Source organism: Streptomyces durbertensis (genome assembly GCF_014156695.1).
Taxonomy (GTDB): domain Bacteria; phylum Actinomycetota; class Actinomycetes; order Streptomycetales; family Streptomycetaceae; genus Streptomyces; species Streptomyces durbertensis.
The window spans coordinates 1-11,378 of the sequence record NZ_WMLF01000151.1 but is presented as its reverse complement, the minus strand read 5'-3'; the positions used below and the strand labels follow the sequence as shown (position 1 = coordinate 11,378).

Annotated in this window: 11 protein-coding genes and 1 pseudogene; 10 read left to right on the top strand and 2 right to left on the bottom strand. The window is 74.1% G+C overall.

The features are described 5' to 3' along the window. The 3 genes and pseudogenes from GL263_RS12640 to GL263_RS12630 form a co-directional block, all read left to right on the top strand. Positions 1-301: pseudogene (locus tag GL263_RS12640) on the top strand (hypothetical protein); the annotation flags it as partial. Beyond that, the gene (gene mycP / locus GL263_RS12635; RefSeq protein WP_182855761.1) at positions 298-1,515 is read left to right on the top strand and encodes a type VII secretion-associated serine protease mycosin; all 1,218 of its coding nucleotides are present in this window, start codon (positions 298-300) and stop codon (positions 1,513-1,515) included. The pseudogene GL263_RS12640 and the gene mycP, both read left to right, overlap by 4 nt. A gap of 74 nt (positions 1,516-1,589) precedes the next feature. After that, positions 1,590-2,360: an SseB family protein gene (locus GL263_RS12630; RefSeq protein WP_182855760.1), complete on the top strand. Its 771-nt coding sequence runs from the start codon at positions 1,590-1,592 to the stop codon at positions 2,358-2,360. Here the strand turns inward: GL263_RS12630 and GL263_RS12625 are convergent. Next, positions 2,357-2,962, bottom strand: coding sequence for a flavodoxin family protein (locus GL263_RS12625; protein ID WP_182855759.1), 606 nt, complete (start codon positions 2,960-2,962; stop codon positions 2,357-2,359). The genes GL263_RS12630 and GL263_RS12625 overlap by 4 nt on opposite strands. A gap of 83 nt (positions 2,963-3,045) precedes the next feature. Beyond that, a complete protein-coding gene (locus GL263_RS12620; protein ID WP_182855758.1) occupies positions 3,046-3,408 on the bottom strand; it encodes a DUF1844 domain-containing protein in 363 nt (120 codons plus the stop codon). 471 nt (positions 3,409-3,879) lie between these two features. On the opposite strand from GL263_RS12620, the gene infC reads away from it, so the two are divergent. From infC to pheT, 7 genes are all read left to right on the top strand, one after another. Further along, positions 3,880-4,443, top strand: a complete 564-nt coding sequence (infC, locus tag GL263_RS12615; RefSeq protein ID WP_323379367.1) for a translation initiation factor IF-3 — start codon at positions 3,880-3,882, stop codon at positions 4,441-4,443. Positions 4,444-4,571: 128 nt separating this feature from the next. Beyond that, entirely contained in the window at positions 4,572-4,766 is a 195-nt protein-coding gene (gene rpmI / locus GL263_RS12610) for a 50S ribosomal protein L35 (protein ID WP_143648858.1), read from the top strand. Between the two features lie 113 nt (positions 4,767-4,879). Beyond that, on the top strand, positions 4,880-5,263 hold the full coding sequence (rplT, locus tag GL263_RS12605) for a 50S ribosomal protein L20 (protein WP_143648859.1): 384 nt from the start codon (positions 4,880-4,882) through the stop codon (positions 5,261-5,263). 169 nt (positions 5,264-5,432) lie between these two features. Beyond that, positions 5,433-6,290 (top strand): TrmH family RNA methyltransferase, encoded by an 858-nt coding sequence (locus GL263_RS12600; protein WP_182855757.1) that lies wholly within the window; start codon positions 5,433-5,435, stop codon positions 6,288-6,290. Positions 6,291-6,353: 63 nt separating this feature from the next. Further along, positions 6,354-7,514 (top strand): sensor histidine kinase, encoded by a 1,161-nt coding sequence (locus GL263_RS12595; protein WP_182855756.1) that lies wholly within the window; start codon positions 6,354-6,356, stop codon positions 7,512-7,514. A 188-nt stretch (positions 7,515-7,702) separates the two neighbouring features. Further along, on the top strand, positions 7,703-8,851 hold the full coding sequence (gene pheS / locus GL263_RS12590; protein ID WP_143648862.1) for a phenylalanine--tRNA ligase subunit alpha: 1,149 nt from the start codon (positions 7,703-7,705) through the stop codon (positions 8,849-8,851). After that, the gene (gene pheT, locus GL263_RS12585; protein ID WP_182855755.1) at positions 8,851-11,376 is read left to right on the top strand and encodes a phenylalanine--tRNA ligase subunit beta; all 2,526 of its coding nucleotides are present in this window, start codon (positions 8,851-8,853) and stop codon (positions 11,374-11,376) included. Before pheS ends, pheT begins: the two co-directional genes overlap by 1 nt. The last annotated feature ends 2 nt before the right edge of the window (positions 11,377-11,378 follow it).

Sequence of the window (11,378 nt, the reverse complement as noted above, 5' to 3'; positions counted from 1 at the left end):
CCCCGACCTGATGCCCCGCCCCTACCCGGTGCGCGGCACGGCCGCCGCCGGCTTCGGCGACGCCCAGCGGGCCAGCTGGACGGTCCGCGTGCTGGCCGACGCGCCCATCGTGGTGTTCGCCGTCACCGGCTTCGCCGACGGCCGCAACGTCAGCGACCCGCAGCCCGCCGCCCAGGCCGTCCGCCGCGGCGAGACCACCGCCGCCGCCCAGGCCGGACTCGGCCACGACGCCCAGGGCATCGCCGACCGCGTGGAGCGCGGCGTGCGCCGGGCCGCCGCCCGGACCGTGGAGGCCCGATGACAGCCCCGCGCGCCCTCCGCCGCGCACGCGCGGCCGCCGCGCTTGTCGCCGCGCTGCTGCTGGTCCAGCCCGCCTCGACCGCGCGGGCCGACGAGATCCGCGACCGCCAGTGGTCGCTGGACACGATCGGGGCCCGCGAGGCCTGGAAGACCACCAAGGGCGCCGGCGTCACCGTCGCCGTCCTGGACACCGGCGTCGACGCCGAGCACCGCGATCTGCGAGGCGCGGTGCTGGAGGGCAAGGACGCGGTGGGCTTCGGCGCCCGGCGCGGCGACCGCACCTGGGCCCGGCACGGCACCGCCATGGCCGGCATCATCGCTGCCCGCGGCCACGGCCCGGGCGGTGGCGACGGAGTCATCGGCATCGCACCCGAGGCGCAGATCCTCCCCGTGCGGGTGCTGCTGGAGGACGAGGACCCGCAGCGCCGCCGGGCCCGCGCGACCCGGGGCGGGGCGCTCGCCGAAGGCATCCGCTGGGCGGTCGACCAGGGCGCCGACGTGATCAACCTCTCGCTCGGCGACGACAGCGCCTCCGCCCACCCCGACCCCAAGGAGGACGCGGCCGTCCGCTACGCGCTGCGCAAGGGCGCCGTGGTGGTCGCCTCCGCCGGCAACGGCGGCGAGAAGGGCGACCGGGTCTCCTACCCGGCCGCCTACCCGGGTGTCATCGCGGTGACCGCCGTCGACCGCAACGGCGCCCGGGCCTCCTTCAGCACCCGCCGCTGGTACGCCACCGTCAGCGCGCCCGGCAAGGACATCGTCATAGCCGACCCGGACGGCAGCTACTACAAGGGCTGGGGCACCAGCGCCGCGGCCGCGGCCGTCTCCGGCGTCGCCGCGCTGGTCCGCAGCGCCTACCCGGAGCTGAGCCCCGCGCAGGTCAAACGACTGCTCGCGGACACCGCCCGCAACACACCCGCCGGCGGACGCAACGACGCGCTGGGCACGGGCGTGGTCGACGCGGCGGCCGCCATCGAGGTCGGCGCGACCGTCCGGCCGACCCCCCACCACGCGAGCCCCGAGCCCTACCCCGAGGAGTTCTTCGGCGGGGGCCCCGTCGCGAGCGCGACCCCGGCCGGCTGGCTGGCACCGACCGCGGGCGTGCTCGGCGCGCTCTTCGTGGGCGGGGCGGTCGTCCTCTACCGCACCGCCGGCCGTCGGCGCGGCCCGGAGGACGCCCCGGAGCACGGCGCTACGGCACCCCCGCCCGTCTAGTCCTCCGGGCATCGCCGCCCGCCCCGACGCCACCGGCCGACCGGCGGCGTCGGGCACGGCGATAGGCTCAGCGGGTGGCGCTCAAGAACATCCCAGACCCCGGCTACGCGGGGGACGACGGCTCGGCCGACCCCGGGCTCGCGGCGGCCCTCGCCGCCTGGCAGGCGGACCCGACCACCGAACCGGAACTGCTGCGGCTGCTCTCCGGAGCCCGACTGCTGGTCCCGGTGGTCGCCGTCCTCGGGGAGGTGGAGACCGGCCCCGACGGGCTGCGCCGGGAGAAGACCAGCGACATGGCGGTGCCCACGCTCAACGCGCCCGGCGGCCGCCGGGCCCTGCCCGCCTTCACCTCCACCGACACCCTCGCCCGCTGGCGGCCCGACGCCCGCCCGGTCGCCGTCGGCCTCGGTCAGGCCCTCCAGGCGACCTTCCACGAGGGCGCCGACACCCTCGTCGTCGATCTCGCGGGCCCGGTCACGTACCAGCTCACCGGGCCCGCCCTGCGCGCGCTCGCGCAGGGCCGGGACACCGCCCTGCCGCCCGCCGAGGACCCGGAGGTCCACGCCGCCCTGCGCGCCCTGCTGGCCGGCCAGCAGGGCGTCGACGCGGCCACCCTCACCCCGGGCGGAGACGCCGACGGGGTGCTCGCGCTGCGGCTCGCCCCTGCCGCCGCACCGGCCGAGACCGGTGGCGCGGTGGCGCGGGCGCTCGCGGCCGACGAACTGCTGCGGGAACGCCTCGTGCGCGGCCTCCAGCTCGCGCTGCTGCCGCCGGACGGCGACCTGCCCGGCCGCCCGCTCTACGACCGCCGGAGCCACCCGGCGGACGGCGGCGACACGCCCTAGGAGGGCGGTGCCGACAGCGGGTTCGCCTGAAGGGCTAGGGCGACGCCGTGCAGGTTGGCGGCCATCGCCCGTCCCGTGGAGTGCGACCAGTCCCGGCCCCGGGTCTCGTCCAGGTAGTCGGGTCCCGGCCCCGGGCCCAGGTGCCAGTACGTCCAGGACTGGCCCGGCACGGTGTAGCCGATGTCGACGAGGGCGCCGCTGATCTCGCTGATCACGTGGTGCGCGCCGTCCTCGTTGCCGGTCACCACCACTCCGGCGACCCGGTTGAAGGCCACCGGGCGGCCCTCGTCGTCGGTCTCGCTCAGCATGGCGTCCATGCGTTCCAGCACCCGCTGGGCCACCGACGAGGGGCGGCCCAGCCAGGTGGGGGAGGCGATGACCAGGATCTGCGCGTCGAGGACGCGGGCGTGGACGGCGGGCCAGTCGTCGCCGTCGCCCATGTCGGTTTCCACTCCCGGCCGCAGGTTCAGGTCCACCGCCCGCACGGTGTCCACGGTCACGTCGCGGCGGCGCAGCTCGGCGGCGACGACCTCGGCGAGCGCCTCGGTGTTGGAGGGTTCGGGGGAGGGCTTGAGGGTGCAGTTGACGACAAGTGCGCGCATGCCCTCAAGCACTACCGGTCGGCCCGCCCGCCGTCGCGGCGGCGCGCCGGGGCCGCCGCTCCGGGAAACCGCTCGGGGCGGGGTCAGCCGTAGACCGGGCCGGTGAACTTCTCGCCCGGGCCCTGGCCCGGCTCGTCCGGCACCAGCGACGCCTCGCGGAACGCCAGCTGGAGGGACTTCAGGCCGTCCCGCAGCGGGGCCGCGTGGTAGGAGCCGATCTCGGTGGCGCTGGCGGTGACCAGGCCGGCGAGCGCGTGGATGAGCTTGCGGGCCTCGTCGAGGTCCCGGTGCTCCTCCCCGCCCTCGGCCAGGCCGAGGTTCACGGCGGCCGAGCTCATCAGGTGCACCGCCACGGTGGTGATCACCTCGACCGCGGGCACGTCCGCGATGTCTCGGGTCATGGCCTCGAAGCCGGGCCGGGGGTCCTGGGGAGTGGCGTCGCTCATGGCTCTCTTCGTCTGTGCGCCGGGCGGCCGGCCCGTCCCGGCGGGAGGAGAGGCCGTCCCGGTGGGAGGATGGGACGGGTGCCAGCCTAGGCGAGCGGGGAGCGGGCGCCGCCCCGGGGCCGTGGGACCCCGGCGTGAACGGTGTCCGGGCTCGTGTACGATGGAGGTCGACCGGTCGGGTGCCGTTGTGCCCGACCCGCAAGTGGAGGCTCCACCCAGCTCCCACCCGATCGACGTCCAGTCGGCGGGTCACGAGGTCAGACTGCGCCCCGCGGTGATCGTGGCGGTGCTCCGTCTGTAGGAGCCCTGCCTGTGTCCCCGTCCGGGGCGTTTTGCGCGTCACGGCTTCCAGCGGGGCGGTCCACGAACCCAGACGTTACGCGGCTGTCCGCCAGGCAACCGCGTGGTGCTAACCGAGGAGGCCTCATCAGCGCCGAGCCCCGTATCAACGACCGGATTCGCGTCCCCGAGGTGCGACTCGTCGGTCCCAGTGGCGAGCAGGTCGGCATCGTGCCGCTCGCGAAGGCACTGGAGCTTGCCAGTGAGTACGATCTCGACCTCGTCGAGGTGGCCGCGACCGCGCGTCCGCCCGTGTGCAAGCTCATGGACTACGGGAAGTTCAAGTACGAGTCGGCTATGAAGGCCCGTGAGGCGCGCAAGAACCAGGCGCACACGGTCATCAAGGAGATGAAGCTCCGGCCGAAGATCGACCCGCACGACTACGACACCAAGAAGGGTCACGTCGTCCGGTTCCTCAAGCAGGGTGACAAGGTCAAGATCACGATCATGTTCCGCGGTCGTGAGCAGTCCCGGCCCGAGCTGGGCTACCGGCTGCTGCAGAGGCTCGCGGAGGACGTCCAGGAGCTCGGCTTCGTGGAGTCGAACCCGAAGCAGGACGGCCGGAACATGATCATGGTCCTCGGCCCGCACAAGAAGAAGACCGAGGCCATGGCCGAGGCCCGCGAGGCGCAGGCCGCCCGCAAGGCGGAGCGTCTGCGGGGCAGCGAGTCCCCGGAGGATTCCGCCGAGGCGTGAGCCTCCCGTCCGCGGCCGGACCCGTCCGGCCGCCGGAGAACCAACCGAACAGCTGACGTTTCCGCCTGCCGGTTCGCAGGACCCGGGCCCCCGGGCGGAAACGCCACCGACGAGGAGAGAACGGCGACATGCCGAAGAACAAGACGCACAGTGGTGCGAGCAAGCGCTTCAAGCTCACCGGCTCCGGCAAGGTGATGCGCCAGCGTGCCGGCCGCCGCCACCTTCTCGAGCACAAGCCGTCGACGCTGACGCGCCGCCTTGCGGGCAAGGTCGAGATGGCTCCGGCCGACGCCAAGAAGATCAAGAAGCTTCTCGGCAAGTGAGTCGGCTGTCCCGGAGCGGCCACCAGCACGCACCGGGACACGACCCAGACCGGGACCCCATCGATTTCCGGGTCGGGTGAGTCAACCCCGACCCCGCTACAAGGAGTTTTCACGTGGCACGCGTCAAGCGGGCGGTCAACGCCCACAAGAAGCGCCGGGCGATCCTGGAGCAGGCCAGCGGCTACCGCGGCCAGCGCTCCCGCCTCTACCGCAAGGCCAAGGAGCAGGTCACCCACTCCTTCGTCTACAACTACAACGACCGGAAGAAGCGCAAGGGCGACTTCCGTCAGCTGTGGATCCAGCGGATCAACGCGGCGGCCCGCGCCAACGGCATCACCTACAACCGCTTCATCCAGGGTCTGAAGGCCGCCGAGGTGGCCGTCGACCGCAAGATCCTCGCGGACCTCGCGGTCAACGACCCGAACGCGTTCGCCGCGCTCGTCGAGGTCGCCCAGAAGGCCCTGCCGAGCGACGTCAACGCTCCGAAGGCCGCCTGATCGGCCGGACGACGGCAGCGCCGGACAACAGCGTGATCTGACCCGCAGGCGACACCGGACGCCTGCGGGTCAGCCGTGTCCGGGCGCGCGCTCCCGATCCGTCCGACCGTCGGGTCATCCCGACGCCCCGAACCCGCCCCGCCGACGCAGAAGCGAGTACGCCGCACCCATGGGCACCGACGAGCCGATCTCCCCGCGCAACCCGCGTGTCGCCGCCGCCCGCCGGCTGGTCCGCCGCAATGTCCGCGCCAAGGAACGCCGGTTCCTCGCCGAGGGGCCGCAGGCCGTGCGCGAGGCGGTCGGCCACCGCGACGCCGACGGCCGCCCCACGCTCGTCGAGTTGTTCACCACCGCCGAGGCCGCCGAACGGCACGCCGACGTCGTCGAGGCCGCCCGGGCGGCCGGGGCCCGGGTGCTGACCGCCTCGGACGCGACCATGGCCGAGATCTCCCAGACGGTCACCCCGCAGGGGCTCATCGGGGTCTGCCACTTCCTCGACACCCCGTTCGCCGACGTGCTCGCCGCCCGCCCCCGCCTGGTCGCCGTCCTCGCCCACGTCCGCGACCCCGGCAACGCCGGGACCGTGCTGCGCTGCGCCGACGCCGCCGGAGCGGACGCCGTGGTGCTCACCGACGCCTCGGTGGACCTCTACAACCCCAAGTCCGTCCGCGCCTCCGTCGGCTCCCTCTTCCACCTCCCGGTCGCCGTCGGCGTACCGGTGGAGGACGCCGTACACGGCCTGCGGGAGGCCGGCCTGCGGGTCCTGGCCGCCGACGGCGCCGGCGAGAGCGACCTCGACGACGAGTTGGACCGGGGCGCCATGGGCGGCCCCACCGCCTGGATCTTCGGCAACGAGGCCTGGGGCCTGCCGGCGGAGACCCGCGCACTCGCGGACGAGGTGGTGCGCGTTCCGATCCACGGGCGGGCGGAAAGCCTCAACCTGGCCACCGCCGCCGCCGTGTGCCTCTACGCGTCCGCCCGGGCACAGCGTGCCGCCGGAGGGTGCCGTTCCGTCACCTCCACCTAGTAGGGTGAGCTGACCTGCGGGCCCGTGGAACCCGGGCCGTACGGCACTGGGGGTGAAGAGGGGATGGACGTCAGGACGTCCGAAGGCGCCGGCCGGGCGGACTCCGCCCGTCGCCACGACGTGCCGCCCGTACCGTTCGGCACGCTCCACCAGAGCGGTGTCTCCCCCGACGACCTCCCCGACGGGCTGGTCGTCGCCGACTCCGAAGGGCGCGTGCTGTGCTTCAACGCCGCCGCCGCCCGCATCACCGCCGTACGCCCCGCCGACGCGCTCGGCCGGCACATCGAGGCCGTGCTGCCGCTGGAGGACCTCGAAGGCCGCCGCTGGTGGCAGCTGACCGACCCCTTCCACGGCCTGGCCACCCGCACCCGCCAGCCCGAGCGGAACCTGCTGCTGCCCGGCGGCCGCGAGGTGCTGGTCTCCGCCACCTACGTGCGCCGGCACCCCACCGGGCCGCTGCACCGGCTGGTCGTCGCGCTGCGCGACACCGAGGCCCGCCGCCGCACCGAACGCGGCCAGGCCGAGCTGATCGCCACCGTCGCGCACGAGCTGCGCTCGCCGCTCACTTCCGTCAAGGGCTTCACCGCGACGCTGCTCGCCAAGTGGGAGCGGTTCACCGACGACCAGAAGCGGCTCATGCTGGAGACGGTCGACGCCGACGCGAACCGGGTGACCCGCCTCATCGCCGAACTCCTGGACATCTCCCGCATCGACTCCGGTCGGCTGGAGGTCCGCCGGCAGCCGGTGGACATGGCCGCCGCCGTGCACCGCCACGTCGAGGCGCACGTCGCCGCCGGCATCCCGGCAGAGCGCTTCCGGGTCGAGACGGCCGGCCCGCTGCCCGCCCTGTGGGCCGACCCGGACAAGGTCGACCAGGTGCTGGCCAACCTGCTGGAAAACGCCGTGCGCCACGGCGAGGGATCGGTCACCATCGAGGTGGCGCCGGCCGCCCGTACGGGCCCCGACGCCGCACACCGACGCGGTCAGGAAGGGACAACCGTCACCGTGAGCGACGAGGGCCCGGGCATTCCCGAGGAGTCGATGGGCCGCGTGTTCACCCGCTTCTGGCGGGGCAGCAAGCGCGGCGGCACCGGCCTGGGCCTGTACATCGTCAAGGGCATCGTCGAGGCCCACGGCGGCACGATCACCGTCGGCCGGTCCGCCTCCGGCGGCGCCGAGTTCCGATTTACCCTGCCCGTGGGCACCCCGGCGGCGCTCGCCTGACCCTCACGGGTCGGAGCAGCACACCGGAGCGCGGCCCGCGGGCTTGCCGCAGACCAGTCACCGCGCGCCGCCCCGTAGACTCGTTCTTCGGCACCCGCAGCTCAGACCACCCGCGAACGAAGATCGTGTCGGCTGGGCGAGGGGCCCTCGGGCACGCGCGAGCCAGCCAATCGGAAGTACGGGAAGAGATGTCGGCACCCAACAAGTCGTACGACCCAGTCGAGGTCGAAGCACTGAAACCGGAAGCGGTCGAGCGGGCGCGGGACGAGGCGCTGGCCGCGATCGCCGCCGCCGGCGACCTGGACGCGCTCAAGGAGGTCAAGGCCGCGCACGCCGGAGACCGCTCCCCGCTGGCCCTGGCCAACCGGGAGATCGGCGCCCTGCCCCCGCACGCCAAGGCGGACGCGGGCAAGCGGGTCGGCCAGGCGCGCGGCGTCGTCTCCAAGGCGCTCAAGGAGCGCCAGACGGTGCTGGAGGCCGAGCGGGACGAGCGCGTCCTGGTGCAGGAGGCGGTCGACGTCACCCTGCCCCACGACCGCGTCCCCGCCGGCGGGCGGCACCCGCTGACCACGCTCATGGAGCGCGTCGAGGACGTCTTCGTCGCGATGGGCTACGAGGTGGCCGAGGGCCCGGAGGTGGAGGCGGAGTGGTTCAACTTCGACGCCCTGAACTTCCACCCCGACCACCCGGCCCGCACCATGCAGGACACCTTCTTCATCCACGGTGAGCGGCCGCAGGAGATCGACTCCGGCTCCGCCGAGGGCGAGTCCGGCGTCGTCCTGCGCACCCACACCTCCCCGGTGCAGATCCGCTCGCTGCTGGACCGCGAGCCGCCGGTGTACGTGGTGTGCCCCGGCAAGGTCTTCCGCACCGACGAGCTGGACGCCACCCACACCCCGGTCTTCCACCAGGTGGAACTGCTGGCCGTGGACGAGGGCCTGACCATGGCCGACCTCAAGGGCACCCTGGACCACATGGTCCAGGCGCTGTTCGGCGGCGACGGCATGAAGACCCGGCTGCGGCCCAACTACTTCCCCTTCACCGAGCCGTCCGCCGAGATGGACATGGTCTGCTACGTCTGCCGCGGCGAGTCGGTGGGCAACCCGGACCGGCCCTGCCGGACCTGCTCCTCCGAGGGCTGGATCGAGCTGGGCGGCTGCGGCATGGTCAACCCGCGCGTGCTGGTGGCCTGCGGGGTGGACCCGGAGAAGTACAGCGGCTTCGCCTTCGGGTTCGGCATCGAACGGATGCTGATGTTCCGCCACAACGTCGAGGACATGCGAGACATGGTCGAGGGTGACGTGCGCTTCACCCGGCCGTTCGGGATGGAGATCTGATGCGCGCCCCGCTTTCCTGGCTGCGGGAGTACGTCGAGCTGCCCGAGGGGCAGACCGGCCGTGACGTCGCCGCCAAGCTGATCGCCGCCGGCCTGGAGGTCGAGACGGTCGAGCAGCTCGGCCAGGGCCTCAAGGGCCCCCTGGTGGTCGGCCGGGTCCTCGCGATCGAGGAGCTGACCGAGTTCAAGAAGCCGATCCGCTGGTGTCAGGTCGACGTCGGCGACGCCAACGGCACCGGCGAGCCGCAGAACCTCATCTGCGGCGCCCGGAACTTCGCCGTCGGCGACAAGGTCGTCGTGGTGCTGCCCGGCGCCGAGCTGCCCGGCGGGTTCAAGATCGCCGCGCGGAAGACCTACGGCAAGGTCTCCGAGGGCATGATCTGCTCCGCCTCCGAGCTGGGTATCTCCGACGACCACGACGGCATCATCGTGCTGCCGCCGGAGTACGAGGTCGGCACCGACGCCGTCGAGCTGCTGGAACTGGTCGACGAGGTGCTGGACATCGCCGTCACCCCGGACCGCAGCTACTGCCTGTCCATGCGCGGCCTGGCGCGTGAGGCGGCCACCGCCTACGGCGTGCCGCTGCGCGACCCGGCGCTGCTGGACGTGCCCGCGCCCAACGACTACGGTCCCGCCGTCGAGGTCGCCGACGCCGCCGGCTGCGACCGGTTCACCGCCCGCGCGGTGACCGGCGTCAACCCCGAGGCCCGCTCGCCGATCTGGCTCCAGCGCCGCCTCCAGAAGGCCGGCATGCGGCCGATCTCGCTGGCTGTCGACATCACCAACTACGTGATGCTCGAACTCGGCCAGCCGCTGCACGCCTACGACCGCTCCCGGGTGCGGGGCACGATCGGCGTGCGGCGCGCGGAGGCAGGCGAGAAGCTGACCACGCTTGACGGCGTCACCCGGGTCCTGGACGCCGAGGACCTGGTCATCACCGACGACTCCGGCCCCATCGGCCTCGCCGGTGTGATGGGCGGTGCCGGCACCGAGATCGCCGACACCGCCGTCGACGCGGAGAACGGCGAGGTCACCGGCACCCGCGAGATCGTGATCGAGGCCGCGCACTTCGACCCGATCGCCATCGCCCGCACCTCCCGCCGCCACAAGCTCGGCTCCGAGGCGTCCCGCCGCTTCGAGCGCGGCGTCGACCCGCAGGCGGCCTCCGCCGCCGCCCAGCGCACCGTCGACCTGCTGGTCCTGCTGGCCGGCGGCAGCGCCGAGGCCGGCGTCACCGAGGTCGCCACCCCCGGCGGCCCGCGCACGATCCGGATGGCCGCCGACCACCCCGACCGGGTGGCCGGCATGAGCTACGGCCGGGAGGCCGTCGTACGCCGCCTCCAGCAGGTCGGCTGCGACGTGTACGGCGCCGACGAGCTGACCGTCACCGTGCCCAGCTGGCGGCCCGACCTCAACGCGCCGAACGACCTGGCCGAGGAGGTCATCCGGCTGGAGGGCTACGAGTCGCTGCCCTCCACCCTGCCGCGCCCGCCGGCCGGCCGCGGCCTCACCGGGCGGCAGCGGCTGCACCGCCGCGTCGGCCGGGCGCTCGCCGGCGCCGGCTACACCGAGGCGCTGAGCTACCCGTTTGTCGGCGAGGCCGCTTTCGACCGGCTCCAGCTCGCCGCCGACGACCCGGCCCGCCGCACCGTGCGCATCCAGAACCCGCTCTCCGACGAGGAGCCGGAGATGCGCACCACGCTGCTGCCGGGCCTGTTCGGCGCGCTGCGCCGCAACGAGGGCCGGGGCAACCACGACGTGGCGCTCTTCGAGACCGGTCTGGTCTTCCACCCCCGCGAGGACGGCGGCCACGCCGTGCGCCTGCCGGTGGACCGGCGGCCGAGTGACGACGAGGTCGCCGAGCTGGACGCGGCGCTGCCCGCCCAGCCCCGGCACGTCGCCGTGGTGCTCTCCGGCTCCCGCGAGCTGCCCGGCTGGTGGGGCGAGGGCCGTCCGGCGCTGTGGGCGGACGCGGTCGAGGCGGCCCGCACGGTCGCCCGCGCGGCCGGCGCGGACCTGCGGATCACCGCCGGGCAGTACGGCCCGTGGCACCCCGGCCGCTGTGCGCGCCTGAGTGTCGAGGTGGACGGTGTCGAGCAGGTAGTCGGCCACGCCGGTGAGCTGCACCCCCGGGTGACGAAGGCGTTCGGCCTGCCGGCCCGGAGCAGCGCCATGGAACTCGACCTCGACGCGCTGGAGCGGGCCGCCGGCGGACCGGTCACCGCGCCCGAGGTGTCGACGTTCCCCGTCGCCACCCAGGACGTCGCCCTGGTCGTGGACGCCGCCGTGCCGGCCGCCGACGTGGAGGCGGCGCTGCGCGAGGGCGCCGGTGAACTGCTGGAGTCCCTGCGGCTGTTCGACGTCTACACCGGTGAACAGCTCGGCGCGGGACGCAAGTCGCTCGCGTACGCGCTGCGGTTCCGGGCCAAGGACCGCACGCTGACCGCCGAGGAGGCCGGCGCCGCCCGGGAGGCCGCGGTCACCGCCGCCGCCACCCGCACCGGCGCCGAACTGCGCGGCGCCTGAGG

Bases quoted from the DNA above. Each gene is read 5' to 3' on its own strand.
- mycP (WP_182855761.1), top strand. From the start codon at position 298: ATGACAGCCCCGCGCGCCCTCCGCCGCGCACGCGCGGCCGCCGCGCTT.
- GL263_RS12625 (WP_182855759.1), bottom strand. From the start codon at position 2,962: ATGCGCGCACTTGTCGTCAACTGCACCCTCAAGCCCTCCCCCGAACCC.
- GL263_RS12620 (WP_182855758.1), bottom strand. From the start codon at position 3,408: ATGAGCGACGCCACTCCCCAGGACCCCCGGCCCGGCTTCGAGGCCATG.
- rpmI (WP_143648858.1), top strand. From the start codon at position 4,572: ATGCCGAAGAACAAGACGCACAGTGGTGCGAGCAAGCGCTTCAAGCTC.
- GL263_RS12600 (WP_182855757.1), top strand. From the start codon at position 5,433: ATGGGCACCGACGAGCCGATCTCCCCGCGCAACCCGCGTGTCGCCGCC.
- GL263_RS12595 (WP_182855756.1), top strand. From the start codon at position 6,354: ATGGACGTCAGGACGTCCGAAGGCGCCGGCCGGGCGGACTCCGCCCGT.
- pheS (WP_143648862.1), top strand. From the start codon at position 7,703: ATGTCGGCACCCAACAAGTCGTACGACCCAGTCGAGGTCGAAGCACTG.
- pheT (WP_182855755.1), top strand. From the start codon at position 8,851: ATGCGCGCCCCGCTTTCCTGGCTGCGGGAGTACGTCGAGCTGCCCGAG.